This is a genomic window from Rhizobium sp. CB2179, from assembly GCF_057653455.1.
Genome location: NZ_JBYGKR010000002.1, coordinates 817,580 through 838,323 on the forward strand (window position 1 = coordinate 817,580; position 20,744 = coordinate 838,323).

General features: G+C 61.0%; 22 protein-coding genes and 1 pseudogene. 12 read left to right on the top strand and 11 right to left on the bottom strand.

Going from position 1 to position 20,744, the window contains the following annotated elements; translation table 11 throughout:
- The first annotated feature begins 177 nt into the window (after positions 1–177).
- A complete protein-coding gene (locus tag AC244Q_RS27940) occupies positions 178–339 on the top strand; it encodes a hypothetical protein (protein ID WP_164902325.1) in 162 nt (53 codons plus the stop codon).
- 161 nt (positions 340–500) lie between these two features.
- Here AC244Q_RS27940 and AC244Q_RS27945 read toward each other — a convergent pair.
- Both AC244Q_RS27945 and AC244Q_RS27950 read right to left on the bottom strand, forming a co-directional pair.
- Positions 501–747 (bottom strand): annotated as a pseudogene (locus tag AC244Q_RS27945) (hypothetical protein); the annotation flags it as partial.
- Positions 748–811: 64 nt separating this feature from the next.
- Positions 812–1,174 (bottom strand): hypothetical protein, encoded by a 363-nt coding sequence (locus AC244Q_RS27950; RefSeq protein WP_128406894.1) that lies wholly within the window; start codon positions 1,172–1,174, stop codon positions 812–814.
- A 293-nt stretch (positions 1,175–1,467) separates the two neighbouring features.
- Here AC244Q_RS27950 and AC244Q_RS27955 point away from each other — a divergent pair, with 293 nt between their 5' ends.
- The 5 genes from AC244Q_RS27955 to AC244Q_RS27975 all read left to right on the top strand — a co-directional run bounded on the left by AC244Q_RS27955 (position 1,468) and on the right by AC244Q_RS27975 (position 3,387).
- Positions 1,468–1,758: a hypothetical protein gene (locus AC244Q_RS27955; protein ID WP_128406895.1), complete on the top strand. Its 291-nt coding sequence runs from the start codon at positions 1,468–1,470 to the stop codon at positions 1,756–1,758.
- Between the two features lie 99 nt (positions 1,759–1,857).
- A complete protein-coding gene (locus AC244Q_RS27960; RefSeq protein WP_128406932.1) occupies positions 1,858–2,265 on the top strand; it encodes a hypothetical protein in 408 nt (135 codons plus the stop codon).
- Between the two features lie 66 nt (positions 2,266–2,331).
- Positions 2,332–2,580, top strand: a complete 249-nt coding sequence (locus tag AC244Q_RS27965; protein WP_012755476.1) for a hypothetical protein — start codon at positions 2,332–2,334, stop codon at positions 2,578–2,580.
- A 179-nt stretch (positions 2,581–2,759) separates the two neighbouring features.
- Entirely contained in the window at positions 2,760–2,990 is a 231-nt protein-coding gene (locus tag AC244Q_RS27970) for a hypothetical protein (RefSeq protein ID WP_011649482.1), read from the top strand.
- Between the two features lie 133 nt (positions 2,991–3,123).
- Complete coding sequence (locus tag AC244Q_RS27975) at positions 3,124–3,387, top strand: hypothetical protein (RefSeq protein ID WP_128406896.1); 264 nt, start codon at positions 3,124–3,126, stop codon at positions 3,385–3,387.
- A gap of 145 nt (positions 3,388–3,532) precedes the next feature.
- Here the strand turns inward: AC244Q_RS27975 and AC244Q_RS27980 are convergent, their stop codons facing one another.
- On the bottom strand, positions 3,533–4,636 hold the full coding sequence (locus AC244Q_RS27980; protein WP_128406897.1) for a LuxR C-terminal-related transcriptional regulator: 1,104 nt from the start codon (positions 4,634–4,636) through the stop codon (positions 3,533–3,535).
- A 173-nt stretch (positions 4,637–4,809) separates the two neighbouring features.
- Positions 4,810–5,880, bottom strand: a complete 1,071-nt coding sequence (locus AC244Q_RS27985; protein ID WP_128406898.1) for a LacI family DNA-binding transcriptional regulator — start codon at positions 5,878–5,880, stop codon at positions 4,810–4,812.
- Positions 5,881–6,057: 177 nt separating this feature from the next.
- Between AC244Q_RS27985 and AC244Q_RS27990 the strand changes: the two genes are divergently transcribed.
- From AC244Q_RS27990 to AC244Q_RS28005, 4 genes are all read left to right on the top strand, one after another.
- A complete protein-coding gene (locus tag AC244Q_RS27990; protein WP_003562731.1) occupies positions 6,058–6,885 on the top strand; it encodes an ABC transporter substrate-binding protein in 828 nt (275 codons plus the stop codon).
- Positions 6,886–6,975: 90 nt separating this feature from the next.
- On the top strand, positions 6,976–8,508 hold the full coding sequence (locus AC244Q_RS27995; protein WP_128406899.1) for an amino acid ABC transporter permease/ATP-binding protein: 1,533 nt from the start codon (positions 6,976–6,978) through the stop codon (positions 8,506–8,508).
- Between the two features lie 96 nt (positions 8,509–8,604).
- The gene (locus tag AC244Q_RS28000; RefSeq protein ID WP_003562726.1) at positions 8,605–9,741 is read left to right on the top strand and encodes an NAD(P)/FAD-dependent oxidoreductase; all 1,137 of its coding nucleotides are present in this window, start codon (positions 8,605–8,607) and stop codon (positions 9,739–9,741) included.
- 74 nt (positions 9,742–9,815) lie between these two features.
- The gene (locus AC244Q_RS28005; protein ID WP_003562725.1) at positions 9,816–10,328 is read left to right on the top strand and encodes a hypothetical protein; all 513 of its coding nucleotides are present in this window, start codon (positions 9,816–9,818) and stop codon (positions 10,326–10,328) included.
- 3 nt (positions 10,329–10,331) lie between these two features.
- Here AC244Q_RS28005 and AC244Q_RS28010 read toward each other — a convergent pair whose 3' ends face one another.
- The gene (locus AC244Q_RS28010; protein WP_012755482.1) at positions 10,332–11,060 is read right to left on the bottom strand and encodes an endonuclease/exonuclease/phosphatase family protein; all 729 of its coding nucleotides are present in this window, start codon (positions 11,058–11,060) and stop codon (positions 10,332–10,334) included.
- 139 nt (positions 11,061–11,199) lie between these two features.
- Between AC244Q_RS28010 and AC244Q_RS28015 the strand changes: the two genes are divergently transcribed.
- Positions 11,200–12,162: a lysylphosphatidylglycerol synthase domain-containing protein gene (locus AC244Q_RS28015; RefSeq protein WP_012755483.1), complete on the top strand. Its 963-nt coding sequence runs from the start codon at positions 11,200–11,202 to the stop codon at positions 12,160–12,162.
- Here AC244Q_RS28015 and AC244Q_RS28020 read toward each other — a convergent pair.
- Entirely contained in the window at positions 12,109–13,620 is a 1,512-nt protein-coding gene (locus AC244Q_RS28020) for a phospholipase D-like domain-containing protein (RefSeq protein ID WP_128406900.1), read from the bottom strand. The genes AC244Q_RS28015 and AC244Q_RS28020 overlap by 54 nt on opposite strands.
- A gap of 117 nt (positions 13,621–13,737) precedes the next feature.
- On the opposite strand from AC244Q_RS28020, the gene AC244Q_RS28025 reads away from it, so the two are divergent.
- Positions 13,738–14,982 (top strand): DUF763 domain-containing protein, encoded by a 1,245-nt coding sequence (locus tag AC244Q_RS28025; RefSeq protein ID WP_003562717.1) that lies wholly within the window; start codon positions 13,738–13,740, stop codon positions 14,980–14,982.
- A 21-nt stretch (positions 14,983–15,003) separates the two neighbouring features.
- On the opposite strand, the gene AC244Q_RS28030 is transcribed toward AC244Q_RS28025, so the two are convergent.
- From AC244Q_RS28030 to AC244Q_RS28050, 5 genes are all read right to left on the bottom strand, one after another.
- Positions 15,004–15,453: a pyridoxamine 5'-phosphate oxidase family protein gene (locus AC244Q_RS28030; RefSeq protein WP_003562715.1), complete on the bottom strand. Its 450-nt coding sequence runs from the start codon at positions 15,451–15,453 to the stop codon at positions 15,004–15,006.
- Between the two features lie 199 nt (positions 15,454–15,652).
- Entirely contained in the window at positions 15,653–16,786 is a 1,134-nt protein-coding gene (locus tag AC244Q_RS28035) for a hypothetical protein (protein ID WP_041935734.1), read from the bottom strand.
- Between the two features lies 1 nt (position 16,787).
- Positions 16,788–18,704, bottom strand: coding sequence for a mechanosensitive ion channel family protein (locus AC244Q_RS28040; RefSeq protein ID WP_164902326.1), 1,917 nt, complete (start codon positions 18,702–18,704; stop codon positions 16,788–16,790).
- 12 nt (positions 18,705–18,716) lie between these two features.
- Positions 18,717–19,730 (bottom strand): HAD family hydrolase, encoded by a 1,014-nt coding sequence (locus tag AC244Q_RS28045; protein ID WP_206641089.1) that lies wholly within the window; start codon positions 19,728–19,730, stop codon positions 18,717–18,719.
- Entirely contained in the window at positions 19,727–20,701 is a 975-nt protein-coding gene (locus AC244Q_RS28050; RefSeq protein WP_012755489.1) for a formylglycine-generating enzyme family protein, read from the bottom strand. Before AC244Q_RS28050 ends, AC244Q_RS28045 begins: the two co-directional genes overlap by 4 nt.
- Between the last annotated feature and the right edge of the window lie 43 nt (positions 20,702–20,744).

Here is a 20,744-nt window from a genome sequence, read left to right on the forward strand (position 1 = left end):
CCGTTCGCTTCATCATTGTCGTTCGATAGGGCCTGGCGCTCATATGGAAATCGATCGTGGAGGGAACGAATAGGAAGCCGGCGAATTTTGAAGGAATAAGGACGGGGATTACCGAGATGAGGACCTGTCCGCTTTCGCCGCGTGAGATGCGGCGACTATATTGATGGAAAAAAGACCATGACGAGCGCATTCATCCTTATCGCGTTGGCTCTGATGATCATCTACGCCGGCCCGACATTGCTGTTCATCTGCGTCGGATATGCCGATTATATGCTGGAGCGGCGAAGGCATATGGTGGCGTTGAAGCACGCCGTGAAGCGTCGCAGCGACGAGTTTTAGAGCTTTCGCGGTAAAACCGCTTCGCACTTCTCCTGGAATGGCTCGAGGTGGCGGACGCCTTTCGTCGGCTTGTTACTCTGATTTCCCAGAAAAGGGATGCAGAGGCAGGTTTGCAAAACCCGCCTCTGGCAGAGGCGTTTGTGAAACGCCTCTGCGAATAGCTAGTCGTTCGCCGTGACCTTGATGCCAAGCAGCGAAGAAATGGTGTTCGGTGCGCCCATGGCCGCGCCGATGATCATCGGGACGGGAACCGGCTTTTCCGGCGGCGCTGATCGTCAGGCATTTCGGTCCGTCGAGATAAGTGTTGACGGCAGCCGCCACCTGGTTTTGCAACTCGGGCATATTGAGCTGCGCCATCATCATCGGCACGACACCTTTCAGCGATTGCGCCAGCTGGTCGCCCGTGACGGCAGCCATTCAAAGTGCGACAGCGTCTTTTGCGCGTTAGAAAACACGCGCGGCACTGCAGGATTCAATTGCGCATCTCCGACACGTCTCCGCGAAACAAATAGGCGAGCGCAAAGATTACCAGGAAGGGGTAGACAAGCACGATCATCGGTAAGCCGGCAGCCAGCGCATCGTCCTGCACATAGATGTTGAGGATACCGGCTCCGAGCACAAAGGGATACAGCGGCGCAAATCTGTCGAACCACATCCTGAAAGGCCCCGCCAGGAGAAGAACGAGCGCTGGCAGAATGAAAATGCCGAGATTTCTTGCGACATTCATGAGCTCGGGACCGAACGGTTCGGTGGAGGAATAAAGTCGGCCGATCTGGCAGGCCGCCCACAGAGCAGCGATCGCGGCCCCGGCATATCCGGCTGGTCTTGCTAACATCGCCGAACTTCCCTTAGTTCACACGTCGCGTTGGCCCGGTCCGTCCGTTCATCATATCCGCGCATATTCTCGGATTTACCACTCGGTCTCCGAAAAGTTCAACGCCAACGTGAGGGGATAGGCGACTGCATGGGCTTCGACAGAACGACGCGATGCCGCGGTCGTTCCGGTTTCGAGCGAAGTCTCGCCTCCTCTGATGTCTCCGGCCAAATTCTGGAACAATGTCTGTCGTCCCCTGTTACATTGACGATAAAAGCGCGTGCCGCGTGAAGACAAGGCAGCTGGAGGGATCGATGAAGCGGAGCATAGGATTTGGGCTGGTTTTTGCGGTTGTGCTGACAGGCTGTACGACCGGAGTAGGCAGTTATTCGTCGGCAGGACTGGCACCCATTCCCGGCAGCATCACGTATAATGGCCAGCCTCGTACCAAGTTGACGAAATCGCCGGTGGGCTCTTCCTTCCCCCACACCTTCACAGATCAATGGGGGCGCCAGGTCGAGGAGATCTACATCATCCGGCCCGACCGGAGCTTGTTGATCGCCGAGCGCCACTACCGGCCGGTCTTCTCGCTCGACGACGACTAGAACGGGAGGATTTTAGGTCCCTTCGACCTGAATCTGAATCCTGTTCTCCGAAAGCCGCTCACACTTTTCGGCATCATGTTCCAGGAAGGAGAAATGATCATGCCGCGCCGCAAGAGCACTGAGACGACGACCCTCGACACCAAGGGAGCTAAGATCGGCGAGCCCGTTCCGAAAGCCGTCATCGATACGAATACGGCATCGGTCGGCGTTCCCCGACAGTCTGGTCATGACCTGGCCGAAGAGCTCGGCGCGTTGCGAAAGCAGATCGGCACGCTCCAGCAACAGGTCCTCGATGCCGCCCGATCGGTAAAGGGGAGTGCCGGGAAAGCAATGCGTCAGACGGAAGCGGCGGTGAAGCTCTACCCGGCCTCAACGCTGCTGCTCGTCGCGGCGGTCGCCGGCGCACTTGCCTTTGCTGGGCGTCGCGCCGCCCTGCCGCGCCATCGGCCTCAACCCGCACTGCGGGAGTTGCGGGATCTCTACGACACGATCCGCGAGCGCATCTGACAAGATTTCAGGATTGTCAGCATCACGATTCTGGCCGACCCTTCATTATCGAAGCGAGGGGACGGCATGTTCGACATCATCATACGCAGCGCGCTGGATATCGTTGGGCGAACTGAGCGCCTTATCGAGGCAATGAGGCGAATGCTCCAGAATGACGACCTCGACGAAGTCGAGGTCTACGAGCTCGATCATGAGATCGAGCGGCTCGGGGACGTGGTTTTCAACGTGGACGAAGCCGTTCGATCGTTGGCACGCACGGTCGAATGCTGGCCGCAGGCCGCTCTCGCACACGGGATCCGACGGACATTGCATTGACGGTTGATGGCCGCTTTGGCAGCTGACGCGTCACCAATTCCGCTTTGAGTTAGCAGTGCCGATTCTGCGTGTCACGCCGATGTCACGCGACCGTCGCAGCAATATGTGCTTGATGGACACCGTTAGGCTCAGACCAGGCGCGGTGGGGCTAAAATTGCTTTTTTCGTTGGGGCATCGCAATGACCTTGAAAACCTCGGGGGAGAAATCTCAACCCCATGAATTCATCTTTCCGGTTCACACCCGGACGATCGCAGAGATCAGGTACAATAGTCTCAGCCGCATCATGACGGTGGTCTATCACGACGGCCATTCCTGCACGACTTCCGGCATACAAGGCCCCGCAATGCTGAGGATCCTCGCCCAGCGTCCGTTGGAGCGCTCTCCGTTTCTGTTGCAGACGGTCATCTGAGGGGAAAAGACGTGGCGGGCCTTTTCCGGTACGGCGCTGCTGGGCATCGGTTTGTTTAATCAGCACGGTCGTGCATCTATTTCCCCCGGGCTGCGTTCACTCCGAAGAGCCGGACCTATTGGAGAGAACGCCTATGACCTTTCCACCACCTAAAACCGAATCTCCCGCGGAGCGCTTCGAAGAGGCGACCGCAGCCGCGCGCGACGCCTTGGAAAGGCTGATTGCAGCCGCCAATGAAGCCGGATGGGGCACTGAGGAGATAACCGCAGCACTGCTTAAGGCCGCCCAGTCTTTAAGCGATGCCAACAAGAGAGATCCCGATCCGGCCGACGATCCCTCAATCAGCGACGCAGCCACCAGGCAGGACCAGATCGGCCACGGCGAACTCTATGATTAGTGGGCGTAGCACTGGTTTTTCCCCGCGATGGGACGAGGGTTGCCGGAATGTTCGAGTGTTGCATGTCTTTGCTCTTGGCACCCGTTCGCAATATGCGAAGGCTGGCTAGCCATGCGGGCGGTAGGGACGAGTTGCAAGATTATCGTCAGCGCATGAGCAGCGCGACCAAACCAACCCGGGAGTTTACCCCGAGCTTGGAATAGATGTTTCTGAGGTGGGTTCTGACCGTTTCGTAGCTGATGTGATCGGCTATGGCCACCTCTTTTGGAGAAAGGCCCGAGGCTATGCTTGATGCGATCCGAATCTCCGTCGCAGTCAGTTTGTAGGCTTCCATTAGGAAGTCTCGCCGCTCATTGAGCGGCGTGGCCACCATCGGCTCGACAATGACGGCCACGGTCGGCCCCTCCAAGATCTCAGTGAATGCATCGGACTGGAGCCGGAGGAGTGTGATGCGATAACTTGCCTTGTCCTTCCCGTTTGCAATCGCCGTATGCGGCCTTGTTTGCACACCTTTTCTGGAGGTCAGGAAATCGAGAACAGCGGTCGACCTCTCGCATTGAAGTTCGAGCTTGCCGCTTGGGGCGACATGCATAGGAAAGCCAGTCGCCATTAAGGCTTCCGCGCTCTTATTCCATTGGCGTGCTCGCCCTTGCTCCGAAACGTAGATCAGTCCGACGCCGATGCTATCAAACAGGGTTTGCGTTGTCTGTCTTTCCGGGGCGAGTAAATCGCGCTTCCGGATGAAGTCGAAAGCTCTTTTCAAATGGGGAGCGAGTATCGTGTACCGCCCGGCTGCCTCCTTGTTGAAACCGGGATCCGCTGACGACGTGCAGGTCGATAGGACGAAGGTGCGGGTTTCCTCCCGAATGATGGAGACACCAATGCTCGTCTCGCATTGGGCCTGCCCCTTCAGCCAATCATTGTAGAATTCCGATTTGAGCAAGTCCTCGCGTGGAAAGATCTCGTCTCCGCAGACACCCTGACCGACGGGCGCTGAGCTCAATCTCGGAATCCAGGGGTTCACTGCGGCAAAGTGGCTGCTGAACTGGTCGACCTCATTCCTCGAAAACCCCGATACGTAGGGAACATGGGCCACAGGCGAGGCCAGATCGTGGTAATGGAGGGCAGCCTTTCCATTCGGCGAGGTTTGCGCAACGCGATCTAGAAAATCCTGCCAGTTGCACTCACCGAATAGACTTCCATAGATCAAATCTATCAGCTCAGATGAAGCGTCTTTTGACTGGAGCATGATCTTTCTGAAAATCCCATAGCGAGTATTTTCGGTATTAAATAACGTTGGTCAGGCAAAAACAACAGCAACCCCATGTAATATCAAATCGGCGACCATGGACATCAGTTGCACATCGCAGTGCGGCACTGCTCGCTGCTTCAAGCGAGCGGGTATGGCCAAATCAATAGGTCTCACCGGCCGATCGTGGCGACGGAGCCGCGCAGGACGAGGCTCGTGCGGACGCGCAGACGTTCGACGGCAAGAGGGGTGCGTTCGATACGGGCGATGAGCCGCTCGCCGGCGAGCTTGCCCATCTCGTAGACGCGCTGGTCTACGATGGTGATCGGCGGAACGGTGACGCTGGTCCAGTCGGCGTCGAGAAACGAAATCATCGACACGTCCTTGGGGATCGACAGGCCGAGCGATTGTAGCGACTTGAAGATGCGCAAGCCGACGAGGCTGTCCGATGCCAGCAGCGCCGTCGGCGCGGCACTGTCGGCGAGCAGGCTTTTGATCACGCCGTCTGTCTGGCGCTGGTCCGTGGCTCCGAGCCTGACATAATGAAGAGGGTTCGGCAAACCCGCCTCGGTCAGGACGCTGACAAAACCTTCTACGCGTTCGCGCACGGCGGAATTCGAGATCCGCCCGATATCTGTGGTCCTGCCGCCCTCGGCATCCATAGCAGAGACGTAGGCGAGGCGGCGATGTCCTTGCTCGATCAGATACCGGGTCGCCGCGATGGCCGCATCCCGGTCGTCGCCGGTCACGGCGTCGACATCGAGTTCCGGGATCGCCCGGTCGAACAGGACGAGCGGCACGCCGGCGCGGCGGACGTGGTGGAGATGATCGATGCTGTCGCAGCGGGCCGGAGTGACGATCAGGCCATCGACGCGTTTGCCGATCAGGAGGTCGACGGCCGATTTTTCCGCATCGAGCTCTTCGCCCGAATTCGCGATGATGACGTTGAATCCCGCGAGGCGGGCCGCATCGCTGATGCCGCGCACCGCCAGGCTGAAGAAAGCGTTCTCGATATCGCCGACCACGACCCCGATGATACCGGATCTTCCGGTGCTCATGCTCCGGGCGAGTTCGTTCGGGCGGTATTCGAGGGCGGCGGCGGCCGCCATGACCTGATCTGTGATCTTGGCGCTGACCACGCCGTAGCCGCCGAGAACGCGGGCGGCCGTAGCCTTCGAGACCTTTGCGGCCTTCGCGACGTCGGCGACCGTGACTGCACGTTTCGGATGAGCGGAATCTTCCATGGGCCGAGGACTACAAGAGTTATTGACGGCAGGTCAATTGACGGATATCAAATATGTATTGAGACCGGTCTCTTTATATCAGAGACCGGTATCTTGTCCATTAATCTCTGTCGCGATGCGCGGCAGCGGGGGACGACAATGCCGACAAGAGCATTCCTTTCAGAGCGGAGAACGACGATGAAGCCTTTTCTATTTTTTCCGGCCATCATGGCCCCGTTGCGGGCCGGCCTTGTCACATGCCTTCTTGCGATGGGGGCAGGTTCTGCGGCCGCAGCCGACAATCCCTATAACCTGATCGAGCCAGGGACTATCAGCGTCGGCACGATGGGCGATTCCAAGCCCTATACGTTTGCCACGGCGGACGGCCAGTTTACCGGTTTCGATATCGAGTTGTTTCTCAACGTCGTCTCCCGCCTCGGCTTTCAAAAAGACAAGGTGACGTTTACGGGCCAGGAATTTTCAGCACTCCTGCCGTCGGTCGCAAACGAAAGGTTCGACGTTGCCGTTGCGGCGATCGGAACCACCGAAGCCCGCAAGAAGACCATCGACTTTTCCGACGGCTATCTTGCCGGTTATCTCTCCGTGCTGACCCCGGATGCCGGTATCAAGGATGCCGATGGCCTCAAGGGCAAGCGTCTCGGGGTCGTGCAGGGGACCTTGCAGGAAGTCTATGCGGCCAAGAATTTCGGGGGAACCGATCTGGTGAAATTCCCCGACAACAATTCTGCCGTGGCTGCCCTCAACAACGGAACGGTCGATGCGCATTTTCTCGACTACGAGGCCGCCAAGCAATATGGCGAGCGCTATCCCGCGCTGAAGGTTGCCGTGAATATCCCCTCCTTCGATGCGCCTGCTGGCTTCGTGGTCCGAAAAGGAAATGACGCCTTTCGCACGGCGCTCAACGGCGCGCTTCACGATGCGATGCAGGACGGCACCTGGAAGACCCTTTACGAAAAGTGGTTCCCCGGCTCGCCGATGCCGGAACAGTATCTTCCCAAGAAGTGACGCCGCAAGCCGCCCGCTCATGGCGGGCGGCTTACCAAGGCTCTGCCGGACGGCGGCGTCCGCGCCGGGCAAGAATTCATGGGGATCTGAATGAACTGGCTTGAAAATCTGCGCCGCAGCTTCCTGGACTGGGACGCCATGGCGGAAGTTCTGCCGAGCATGATCAGCGTCGGCCTGAAGAATACGCTGATCCTGGCCGCTGCCTCGACCGTGCTCGGCGTCATCATCGGTATGGCGCTTGCCGTGATGGGCATCTCGCAATCCCGCTGGCTGCGGCTGCCGGCGCGCATCTACACCGATGTTTTCCGCGGGCTTCCGGCGATCGTCACGATCCTAATCATCGGCCAGGGGTTTGCCCGGATCGGGCGCGAGATCTTCGGTCCGTCTCCATTTCCGCTCGGCATCCTGGCGCTCAGCCTGATTGCCGGAGCCTATATCGGCGAAATTTTCCGGTCCGGCATTCAAAGCGTCGAGCGCGGCCAGATGGAAGCCTGCCGGGCTCTCAGCATGAGCCATGGCCAGGGCATGCGCCTGATCGTCATCCCACAAGGCATCAGGCGGGTTCTGCCGGCGCTGGTCAATCAATTCATCGGAAACGTCAAGGATTCCAGCCTTGTCTACTTCCTCGGATTGCTCGCTTCCGAGCGGGAGATCTTCCGGGTCGGCCAGGATCAGGCCGTCGTCACTGGCAATCTGTCACCGCTGCTGCTGGCGGGCGTCTTCTATCTCGTCATCACCGTTCCGCTGACCCACTTCGTCAACTATATCGATGCGAGACTGCGGCTCGGAAAACAAGGCCGCGGCTCGGGTGTTGCGAGCGGATTGGTCGAGGTAAGCGAGTTGCGGGCCGCTGACCCCCATCCCACGGGCACGGCCGAGGAGAGTACGCCGCGCTTCAAAGGCGGCGCCCTGAACATCCGAGACCTCGCCATGGCCTACGGCGATCTCGACGTGTTGAAGGGTGTTGATCTCGACATTGCTGCCGGAACCGTCACTTGCATCATCGGCCCTTCCGGCTCGGGAAAATCGACGCTGCTGCGATGCATGAACAGGCTTGTCGAGCCGAAAGGCGGCGACATCCTGCTCGATGGCGAGAGCATCCTGGCGATGAAGCCGGAGAGGCTGCGCCGGCGTGTGGGCATGGTGTTCCAGCACTTCAACCTTTTTCCCGACCACACGGCACTCGAAAACGTCATGCTTTCGCTGACCAAGATCAAGAAGATGCCGAGGCAGGAGGCGCAGCGCATCGCCGAGGCGCGTCTGGCGGAGGTCGGTCTCGCAGAGCGTAGGGATCATCGGCCCGCCGGCCTGTCGGGTGGGCAGCAGCAGCGCGTCGCCATCGCCCGCGCGCTTGCCATGGATCCGGAGGTGATGCTCTTCGACGAAGTGACGAGTGCGCTCGATCCCGAACTGGTGAAGGGCGTGCTCGACCTGATGGCCGCTCTCGGCCGCCAGGGCATGACGATGGCCGTGGTGACGCATGAGATGGGATTTGCCCGCAGGGTGGCAGACCAAGTCGTCTTCATGGATGAGGGTCGCATCGTCGAGGCCGGCTGCCCGGAGCAGATCTTCGACAATCCCAAAAGCGAGCGGCTGAAGCGCTTCCTTGCGGAAGTTCTCTGAAGCGCCTGAGGCAACGCATGGTGCCCCCGGTCGTCCTCATGCCGGGTGCGCCGGATTTCATTCGACCTAGCAAGAGCAGACAACAAGGTTATCGACATGAATGCTTCCACCAAACCTTCGAAGGTCGTCGTCATCGGCGGCGGGATCTTTGGCGTCTCGACGGCTGTCCATCTGGCACGGCTCGGGGTCCGCATCGTGCTCATCAATGACGGCCCGCTCGCCAACGGCGCCTCCGGTCGTTCGCTCGCTTGGCTCAATTCGGCGCGCAAACGCACCGATGCCTATCACCGGCTGCGGTTGGCCGGCATAGATCGCTACCGCACGCTGGCCGTCCGGTATCCCGATGCGCCGTGGCTGTGCTTCGATGGCGGCCTGACCTGGGATGCGGACGATGCCGGCAACGAGATCGCTGAGATCTTCGACTATGAGCGCGATCTCGGCTATCACGCGCAGTGGCTCGCCCCCGAACGAATTGCTGCAGCGACGCCGGGTGTCGATGCAAGTGTGGTGACGCGGCAAGGCGCGATCTTCAACCCCGGGGAGGGCTGGGTCGATCTTCCGTCCTTGATCGCCACGCTTGTGGAAGAATTCCGCACGCTGGGCGGCGAGATCATCACGGACGCGGGTCGCGCGACGGTCGATATTGAAGGCGGGCGCGCCCGTGGCGTGATCACCGCAGACGGCATGCGCCGCGACGCGGATGCCGTGCTGCTTGCTGCCGGCGGCGACGTTCCCGCAATCGTTGCCGAGGCCGGCCAGCATATCGGCGATGCAACGCCCGTCGCCCTTCTCGTCAGGACAAAGCCGATCCGCCACCCGTTGAAGGCCGTGCTCAATACCCCTCGCGTCGCCATCCGGCCGACGCCCAACGGCGGCTTCGCGCTCGATTCCGCCTGGTCTGAGGAAGAGGTGAGCGTGAAGCCCGACGGCAGCTATGAAATCAGACAATCGACGCTGGACGGGCTGCTGCGCGAGGCTTCCAGGGTTCTCGAAGGCAATCCTGCGCTGGAGGTCGAAGATTATGGGGTCGGCCTCAAGCCTATCCCGGGCGACGGCGAGCCCGTTTTCGGCGAACTGCCGTCGATCCCGGGTTATTTCGTCGCCTTCAGCCATAGCGGCGCCACCCTCGGCCTGATTGCCGGCGAACTGCTGGCGGACGAGATCGTCACTGGACGCCGGCATCCGCTGCTGGCGGAATTTCGGCCGGAGCGTTTCAGCGCGTCGCGACGATGAAGGCCGGAGCGGAGGCCGATGCATCCTTCTGAGCCGTCGAGCGTTCTATCGCCAGGAACAACTGGAGACACATCATGCTCAAGGACGAACTCGGGGATACCGGCACAAACAAGGATATGCGCGACGCTGTGGAAACCGCGCCGGCCTCCTTCGAAGAGGCGGGCATCAACCCTGATCTTATCAGACGTGAGGGTTTCGCCAGCGAGGCCGAATATCGGGCATATATTGCGACGCTCGGTGGTTATGCTTCCGTTGGAGACACCGTCGAGGAGCCCCTCCCGATCTACGAAGGTCATGTGCTGGAAGGCCGTCTGCAAGAACTGCGAGAAGAACTCGAAAACCTCCGCGCTCGCCTTCACGTGATCCAACATCAGGCCGCGACCGTCGTGACGGAGAACGTCCGATGGGCCGATGCCAGCGCCCATGCGCAGCTCGGCAATCAGCCTTGGCTCAAGCTGGCAGGTGCAATGGCGGCGACCTTCGTCGCCACCAGGGGCATCATGCGTTTGCCGCTGGGAGCCGTGGCGACGACGGCGCTACCGTTGGTGGCGGCGGCGATGAACCGGAAGCTCGCCAAGCGTCGATAAATATCAGGCAAAGCCGATTTCCGCGAGCAGAGGCAGGTGGTCCGAGGCAATCCTTGTCAGGCGGTTTTCCAGGACCGCCGCCTGTTTGACGATGAGATCGTCAGTGACGAAGATGTGGTCGAGGCGCATCAGCGGGTAGCGCGAGGGAAAGGTGGCTCTCGGCGCGGCGCTGCCTGCGAGCTGGGCGTCCTTCAATGACCGCGCGGCAAGTCGGTAAGTCGCCGATGACGGAATGGCGTTGAAATCGCCGCAGAGGATGGTTGGAAGAGGTTCATCTGTCGTGCCGCGTAGCCAGCCGGGGTTCAGCAATGTCGTCATCTGCCGGATGCGCTCGCGGCCGCGAAGGCCGAGATGGGTGTTGACGACCAGCAGTTTTCTGTTGCCGACCAATATTTCGACGGAAATGGCGCCGCGCTGTTCGCCGATGGATGGCAATGGTCCGGCCTTGACCGCGCCGGTCGGCAGCGAAGTGATGATCGCATCGCCATACTGCTCCTCAGCGATCGACAGCGCCGGATGGAAATGAGCCTGCATCTTCAAAAGCGAGGCGATCGCATGGGCCTGGTCGACGCCGCCGGTCCTGCGGCGGAGGACGTCGACCTCCTGAAGAGCGACGATATCAGCCTCAGCCTCGGCAATGACAGAAGCGATGCGGCCGGGATCGAGCTTCCGGTCGCCGCCGATACAACTGTGCACGTTATAGGTCAGGATTTTGATTGATTGATCCGGCATAGGCCCTGCTGAACTCGTTCCCCCCGGGGAAACATAGAAGCTCCCCTGGAAAACATAGAACTGGTTCTGCAGGGAACACAAAACTCGTTTGATCGTTCCCGATCATCGACCATCGCGCTCGCACTCCTGAGGACAATCGATGAGCTTGAAAAGCATGATATGGAATGGACTGCTCGTTGCTGCCCTTTGTCTTGCGGTCTTTCTCCTCTATCGAATATTCCAACAATATAGCCTCGATCAGATCGTCCAATCGGTTCGCAGCATACCCCTTTCGACCTTTTGCACTGCACTTCTCTTTGCGGCGGCGTCCTATCTGTGCCTCAGTTGCTTCGACCTCCTGGCGATCCGCTCGCTCGGCAAATCCTTGCCCTACCGGAATATCCTGCTCGCCTCGTTCATCAGCCTTTCGCTCGGGCATAATATCGGCTTTGCCGGGCTGAGCAGCGGCGCTTTTCGCTATCGTTTCTATTCACGCTGGGGGCTGACGGCGGAGGACTTGGCGAAGATCATCCTGTTTTGCGGTGTCACGGTAGGGCTCGGGCTGATCACGCTTGGCGGCATCGCCATGATCGTCAATCCCGGCGATGCCGGGCGCCTTCTGCGCATCGACCCGGCAAGTGTGCGCATCTTCGGTTTGCTGGCGCTGGTCGTGCCGGCTCTCTATGCGGGCCTGGCGTTTTTCATCCGCGGCACGTTGGGGCTGTGGCGCTGGTCGTTTCAGTTGCCACCATTTTCGATCGCGGTCGCACAGGTTGCGGTCGGGACGATCAATTTCATGCTCGTCTCCGCCTGCCTGCACCAGATGCTTTCGGCCTTCGGCGACGTTGCCATCTTCAGGTCGGTGACGGCTTACGTGCTTGCCAATTCGGCGATCCTCGCGACGCATGTTCCGGGCGGTCTCGGCGTGCTCGAGGCGACAGTCTCCTATGTCGTGCCGAAGGAGGCGTCGATCGGCGCGCTGATTGCGTTCCGCTGCGCCTATTTCTTTATTCCACTGGCGCTCGGCACGACGCTGCTCGTCATCAGCGAGGTCGTTTTCCGACGGAGGTCAGGCGGGGCGAATGAGGCGGCGGACGAGCGCGCCGAGGCCCAATCGGTTTAAAACTGTGAACGGTCGAACCGGGTCGAAGATCGCCGTGCCTGAAATCGGTGAAATGCTGCCCGACAGCTCGACGGTGAATTCCCGTAAACCCCGAGGCCCGTCATTGAGAGCGTCGACCGCCTCGATCAACGTGCCGCTTTGCATCAAGGCTGCGGCGAAGGTTTCCGGGGTGGTTCCGAGATATTCCGAAAGCAGGTGATTGCGCAGATCCGCGATCGCGCCGCGGTGCGCGTCACTACCTGCCTCAAACAACATGTCGCATTCGCCATCCAGCCCTTCCGAGCGATTGTTGAGATTGGAGGAGCCGATGCGGACCAGCTCGTCATCGGCGATGATCAGTTTGGAATGGACGAGCACCTCCACCTCGCCGTTCTCTCCGGGCGTGACTGGCCCGGGTACGACGGCATAATAGACGCGCAAGCGATCGGCGCGATCGGCGCGTTTGAGGCGGCGGATGACGCGGTCGCGATTGCCGCCCATGACAAGCTTTTCGATCAGCCCATGAGAACTGCGCGTGCAGATGATGACGACCTCGGGGCCGTCCTCCTCCTGCAGCCGCGCCGCGATGGCGTCAGCGACGCGGAAGGAGGCGAGATATTGCGCCTCGATGTAAAGCTGCCGCCGCGCCCGGGCGATGACGTCCAATGTCATGGCGATTCCGTCGCTGATGCCGGCGCGAAAAGCGGTCGACGGCTCCGTCAGCGCGAAGCTGACCGCGATGTCCCTCATCGAAACGGCGAGATCGTCCGGCCAGGAAAAAGCGACATCTTCGGCCAACGGCAGGTAGTTTTCACCGGTCGCGTTTTCCCAGCGCCGCCTGGCGATATCGCCGATCAACCTAGCAGCATCGCCGGCGACCATTGCCTGAACGTCGTGCAGGGGATCGTATGAAACGCCCTCGGGATCGCGCCGAAGTTTATCTTTGGCGCGATGAAGCCAGGTGTCCCATCGCCGCGATGTCAGGTCCATGCCGCCAATGAAGGAGACGGCATCGTCGATGCAGACGAGCTTCTGATGGTGGCAGCCGCGCACCGCGCGCTGAAGATCGAAGCGCAGATCGATCCGGTCATTCCTTGGGAAACTCTTCTTGCGAAGCAGCCGGAGCGACTTGTCCGAATAGATGGGACCGAGCGTCCAGACGAGGATGCGTATTTCGAGCTGCGGATTTGCGGCCGCCAGTTCATGCAGTAGGTCGGACAGGGTCTCGTCGGATTTGTCAGGTTCCATCGGGATGTCGGGGTTGAAATCCCAACCCACGATCCAGACGGTGCGCCGTGCCTGCCGTAGTGCGCGCGCCAACTCCGCAAAGTAGCTATTGCCGTTGATCAGGAAGGTCGTCTTCGCAGCGCTCCCTTGGAAACGCAAGTCGCTGCCATCCTGTTTTTGGCGGTCGCTCGGCCGTTGTGATTTTGTCTGGGGCAAGCTCGGGTTATTGAAGATGGTTTCGAATGTCGTCATGATTGCCTCGGCTCTAACTGCGAGAGCAAACGCTTGGAATATTTTTGGGTTCCCTGCGGCGCCAGATGAGGCGGTCTGGTTGGTAGGGGCCGGCGATACGAAGTGCAAGGAAACGAGATGTCACAACGAGCAGGCAGCGCCGATCTTCCCCTTCACGGGGGACGCGTGCCGTATTGGCTTGGCGACAGGATGACGCGGCTCGGAACGCTGATCACCGAGGCGATCGTCCATCATTATGGCCGCGACGAATTCCTGCGCAGGCTCGCGCATCCCTTCTGGTTCCAGTCCTTCGGCGCGGTAATGGGCATGGATTGGCATTCTTCCGGCATCACCACCAGCGTTCTCGGTGCGCTGAAGCGCGGGCTGAAGCCGCGTGCCGGCGAGCTCGGTCTGCATGTCTGCGGCGGCCGCGGCGCGCATTCGCGCAAGACGCCGCTGGAGCTCGTCTCGATCGGCGAGCGTGTCGGTCTCGACGGGGAGGGGCTCGCGACCACGAGCCGTCTTATTGCCAAGGTCGACAGCGCCGCCCTCCAGGACGGGTTCGACCTTTATCTACACGGGTTCATCGTCGCCGATGACGGCCATTGGGTGGTCGTGCAGCAGGGCATGAACGGCGATAAGCGGCAGGCCCGGCGCTATCATTGGCTATCCGAAGGGCTGGAGAGTTTCGTCGACTCGCCGCATGCGGCAATCGAGGGAAGAAGCCAGGGTGAGATCGTCAATCTTGCCGACCGGCGTGCCGAGCGCTCGCGTCGCGGTCAGCTCGATCTGCTGGCGACCCTCGGTCCCGACCGGATCATCCGCGAAGCCGCCGCACTGCTGCGTGCCGAAGCGCCGGCGCCCGAACCCGCCGAACAGCCGATGCTGCCGCATCTGATCATGCCCGCCCATCACGATGTCCGCGAGAGCGACGTCAACATGCGGCGCCTGCATGGAAATCTGGCTGCCGCCGCCGACCGCGGGCCGGCGGATTTCGAAGAGCTGCTGCTCGTTCCAGGCGTCGGCGCCCGCACGGTGAAGGCGTTGGCGATGGTGGCGGAAGTCGTCCACGGCGCGCCTTGCCGTTTTTCCGATCCGGCGCGCTTCTCGATCGCCCATGGCGGCAAGGACCGCCATCCTTTTCCGGTCCCGCTCAAGGTCTATGACGAGACGATCGCCGTGATGAAATCGGCGGTGCAGAAGGGCAGGCTCGGACGCGAGGAGGAGTTGCAGGCGCTCAAGCGCCTGGACGACCAATCCAGGCAGATGGAACGCTATGTGACCGGTCCCGACCTCAAGGAAATCATCGCCGGCGAAGTCCGCCAATCCGCCGATTTCGGCGGCCGGAGCGTCTTCGGCTGGGAGGAACCGCCCGCAGAATAGGGCACGCTTTATGCCATGATCTTAACTCGCTGAGCCAGGCAGGACGACCTCGCCGTTTTCCTCACCATCCCAGTACCGGATGGAGGACGCTGAAACCTTGATAAGAACGATCCCAGGAGTATCCACTCCTTCAGGAAACCACCGCTCGAGATCGGGCACCCAATGTTCTTCGAATGCCGCCTTGTCCCGCACCAGCGAGGCGAAGCCCTCGACAGCGATGAAAATCCCCGGCTTGCCGAGGAGGCTGGGAGGAGCCGTGAACGTCAGCGAGACGGTGTCGATGCCTTCGATCTCCGTGATTTTCCTGCTGTCTTCATACGAGAAGAACCAGGAATCCCCGTCATATTCGACGTCGCCGTTATTGCTCATCGGTCGGGCCGAGATGCGGCCCGACGCGGCATTCGTCGACAGCATGCAGAAATCGATCTTCTTCAGTTGCGAGGATAAGTCTTCGAGGGTCATGGACGCCATTGCGATCTCCCGGGTTTGAATGCTGGGGAGTAGCGTGCAAGCGCCCAAATTGTTCCGCGGAAGGCTCCCGGCGGCATCTTTGCCCACGAAGTCATTGCCAGGGATGATCTGCATAGCGGAAAAATCGTGTCGCCCGTCGCGGATTTGCTGGAAAGCGTCCTTCGCACAGCTGAAAAGACGCGCGGCGCGGCCATGCATCTTATAGAAACAGGAGCCGCTTCACCATCGGCCCGAGCTGCGAATATGGCAAGTACGACGCGCCGACCACTAACATCGGCAGCAGTGCCGGCACCAGAACAGGCAGGACGTTACCCTTGTTGATCAGCATCGTGGACGTCTTCAGTGATGCGAGGTAGACCGGTTTCACGTCGCGGAATTCCGCCACCTCTGGCTCGCTTTCATCACCGACGACATTATCCCCGAGCGTCGCACGTTCGCTCCATCGCTCGAAATCCGTCACCTTCGAGAGAGACAGCAGGATCGTCTTCCTTTTCAGACGGGAGACTTGCATGGCGACGCCGACGAGTGGAACAGCATAGTAGATCACGACCACCATCAGCCACGCCCCGCAGACGGCGGTGAACAGACCGGGTGTCACGGTCTCGCGCTGCATCACATGGCCGACGCCGGCCGCGAAGACGGAACTCACCGCAAGCGTGAAGAGGCCATAGCCGGCTTGGTAATAGCTGAGGAAGCCGAGGCCGCCATGGCCGTCGGGATGCGTGACCACGAGACGGAGATGGCACCTTGCGACGCTCGACAGGAATAGGCACCAGATCACATGCTTCCATACGAGACGCGTCAGCAGGAACCAGTAGACGGTGTTGCCGACTGCCAGGCACCAGAAGCCTGTCATCGAAATGCTTCCGTCGCCGACCGCCCATGGGGGCGCGGATCCGCCAAGGAACGTGGACGCATTGAAGACCGTCGCGGCGAGCGCCAAACCTAAGCAGATGAGTTCCGGAAAGCCGGCAGTTGTTCGAGCGCCTGCATCACGCAGCGCCTTCCGGGTGTCTGGGATGGATTGCGACGACACGAGCGGAATCCTAAAGAGGATTGAAACGCACTCGTCGAGGGCGAAACCGATGGGCTTTTCCGCCAGCGTCAGCAGGACCGGCGCGATCAGGAACTTTGCCCACGCTCCCCAGTCGTGAAGGAAGAGGCCGGCCCCGTGTCCGCCGCTGGTCGCCAGCAGAAGCAGCACCGGGATTGTCCAGCACAGGCCTGCGAAGACGAATGCCCGCCATCCGCGCTTGCGTATGCCAAGCCGGGTCATCAGCTCGTAGAACGGCCCGCCATGCATGATCCGCAGGCGATCGTCGTCGCTGGCCATTCTACCCCTCCGCGGCCACCACCTTGGCTTGCTGCGTGCGTATCGCGGCCGCAGCAGCGGCAGCGCCGTCCCTGTCGTCGCCGCCGACCTGCACCGACGGCGTCGCGAATTCGATGCCGTTCGCCTGGAAAGCCTCTCGAATTTTCGCATAGGCCTTGCGCCGGATATAGGTTTGCATTCCGGGCACTGTCGTCATCGCAAAGCTGAGAACGATGCCATAATCGCCGAACTCCTCGACACCCTTCATCTTCAGCGGCTGGATAAACATCGGCCCCAGTTCCGAATCGGCCTGCAGCTCGGCGCCGATCTTTTTCGCGAGCTTGCGCGCCTTCTCTATGTCGGTGTCGTAGCTGACATTGACCCGGAATTTGTCGATGACCCAGTCGCGGCTCATGTTCTCGACGGCGCCGAGCTCGCCGAACGGAACGGTGAACACCGGGCCGCGGTGATGACGAAGCCGCACCGACCGGAGGCTGAATCCCTCGACGGTCCCTTTGTAGCTCTTCGCCTGAATGTATTCGCCGACACGGAAGGCGTCGTCGAGCATATAGAAGACCCCGCTGATGACGTCCTTCACCAGCGTCTGCGATCCGAAGCCGAGCGCCACGCCGAAGATGCCCGCACCTGCGATCAGCGGCCCGATTTCGACGCCGAGCTCCGCAAGCACGATCAGCCCGGCGATAGCCGCCACCATCACGGCCAGCACGTTCCGGAAGATCGGCAGCAGGGTGCGAAGCCGCCCCCGCCGGGCAGCCTGCGAAGGATCGTTTCCAGCTTCGGCCTGCACCGAGAGGCGCCGGTCGATCCAGGACTTCGCCAGGTGCCATGCGAGATCGGCAAGCAGCAGGACGACGATGCTCTTCAGAAGTCCATAGGCCACCGAGGCCACGGCAGGATCGCTGTGAACAAGCGAGTTGGGATCGACCCTCCACACGATCGCCACCCAAGCGACGGCGACGGCGACAACGACGGCCCGGCTGCCGCGGACAAGCAGGACGCGCTTGGTGCTGTCGGGTTCCGAGGGGATCATGCCGGTTGCAGTCTGACCGGCGAACCGAAGCACCGAGGGCAGCGCCATCGCGTAGACGCCCAGCCAGAACAGGCCGCGGAGACCGACGCACCAGAGCGCCCAGACGATCACGAAGGCAAGGCAGAGCGCGATGCGCATCCGAAAGGGCCTCTCGGACGAGGAGACGACACCCTCGACGGCCAAAGCGAGAAGAACGAACGAGAAGCAGAACGAGATCGCCGCAGTCACCGAGGGGTCGACTGACAAAGGCCGGCCGAGGCTTGCCGCTGCCACCCCGACGATCGCAGCGCCCGCGAAGATCTTCGTCCGCCTCCGAGCGGGAACTGTCAGCATGGCCGTGTCGAGCAGAGCCGAGATCGCTCGATATGCCAAGAGCGCCAGTAGGGAGACGAGGAGTACGATGCGTGGGAGTACGGGCCAATCGAAGGCGAAGTAGACGGCGGCCATCGCCGCAGCAGAGATGCCAATGGCCAGCAGGCGCTCCTGCAGCCCTTCCGCGCGCCTTCTTGATCGCACAAAAAGACGTTCGGCGAAAAGTCCGACCGCCGTCAGCCCAAGGAATGCGACGAAAACAGGCAGCCGGCCATGGGAGAGCGCATCTTCTCTCGTGCGAGCAGCGGCGGCGATCACCTCGGCGGGAATCCTTGGGATTGCCTGAACGGCGCCATCGATCCGGCTCCGGGTGGCCGCTTCCCATGTTGCCAGCCCGGCATCCGCTTCCTGGGCAGCCGCGAGCGTCGGGCCGGGCGCTTTCTCCAGCCATGACCGGACCTCGGGATCCTGCAATAACCGCACGAGATCGTCGACCTTCTGCGGCCGCGGCGCTTCCTGGGCAGTGGCGACGACGGACATCAACACGAACAGGACGAGTCCACCGATCCATTTCATGCGCATGTCCTTCTATTTCTCGAATGAGAAGACCTTCTTCCAGTCCGCTTTCATATCGACAACCAGCCAGTTGCGGCGCTCCGCTTCGTCGAGCGCCTTGTCGAGCTTGCCGATTTCGCTCTTTCGATCGTAGGCGACCTCCCGTTCCGCATCCGTGTGATGGACGATCATCGCAAAGCTCGGACCCTTGGCGGTGACCCATCGCAGCATCTCGTAGTCGCCGTTAGAATTCCCGGCCACGAAGATCGGCTTGCGCCCGATGAACTTGTTGATGCCGGAAGGCTTGCCGGCGCCATCGTCGACGAAGTCGATCTTCGGCAGCCTGTTGAGCACGGGCTCGTCGCCGACAATGGCATATTCCGTCGTGATGGTGCTGCCGACCACCTGTTCCGGCGGGATGCCGTACATTTTCTCGGTCACCGGCCGCATGAATTCGACGCCGCCGCCGGAGACGATGTAGGTCTTGAAGCCGTTGGCCCTGAGGTAATCGAGGAGTTCGCGCATCGGCACGAAGGTCATCTCGTCGTAAGGCTTTGCGGTTTTCGGGTGCTTGGCGCTCGCAAACCAGTCGGTGACGATCTTCGAGAACTGGTCCGTCGTCATCCCGGCATGCGTCGTCATCGCGAGATCCATGATCCCTTTCTCGCCGCCTTTCATCACGCCCATAGGATCGCCTGCCAGCACCGACTTGAACGGCTCCTTGGTCTGCCATTCAGGGTGCTCCGGTGCGAGCGTCTTCACACGGTCGAGCATAAAAGCAAACTGGAAGTAGATGGGTTGCTCCGACCAGAGGGTGCCGTCATTGTCGAAGACCGCGATCCGGTCTTCGGGCACGACGTATCCTTCGCCGCCCTCGGCTGTCGTTGCCTTGACGAAATCCATGATCCTGGTCTTTGCCGCGGTATCGTTCCAGGACGGCAGGACCTCCTGCGCCACGGCCGTTCCGACGACTCCACTGACGAGCAGCAGCGCGGCGACGAGAAATGATGCAAGCACGGTATCGGAAGCCTGGAAACGCCTTCTCATTTCACTTCTCCTTCGGTGCGCCTGACGCAGCGGAAGCCGACATGGCTGGTGGACGTATCCTCGGGCTCGGCGTGGCGGGCGGCAGGACGGTAGCGTCTGCAGTAGTTTGGGGCGCAGAGATGGGAGCCGCCCTTCAGCACCCGCCGGGCTATCCGGATTTCCGGCTGGCGCGGATCGTAGCTTGCCTCGGCGTCACGCCCGCGTGGGTTGCTCGGAATGCAGCACGAGTGCTTCGCCGGTTCAGGATGCCGGGTCGACCAGTAGTCGCTGGTCCATTCCCAGACATTACCGATCACGTCGTAGAGGCCGAAGCCGTTCGGCGGGAACGAACGCACGGGCGAGGTGCGTTCTTGGCCTTTCGGCTTCATCGAGTGGGTAGGGAACGTGCCGCTCCAGGTGTTTGCCATCGGCACACCGCCCGGCGCGAACTCGTCGCCCCATGCATATTCCGCATCATCCAGCCCGCCGCGGGCGGCAAGCTCCCATTCGGCCTCCGTCGGTAAATCGAGCCCGGCCCACTCCGCATAGGCAGCGGCGTCCGCGTAGGCGACATGTACGACCGGATGATCGAGCTTGCCGCGCAGATCGCTGAGACCGCCGAGGGGGCGGCGCCAGTTCGCACCGAACTTGAATGTCCACCACTGGGAGATGTCGGCGCCGTTCACGGCTTTCGGCTGCGTGAATACCAGCGAGCCCGCCCTCAGCATCTCGGGCTTCGCACCGGGATAGTCCTTCGGATCGGGAGCTATCTCTGCGACGGTGACATATCCGGTCGTCTCGACGAATTGCTTGAACTGCCTGTTGGTGACCGGCGTCAGCGACATCCAGAAGCCGTCCACCTTGACCGGGTGGGCCGGGGCCTCCTCCGGATAATGATGGTCGGAGCCCATCGTGAACGTCCTGCCGGGAATCCACACCATGCCCTCGGACTCGCGCCGGGCTTCTGTCGCGCTGTCGAATGCCAATGCCATCGCGGCCTCCAGAACCGATATCCCCGACCTTAGCTCCCGCACG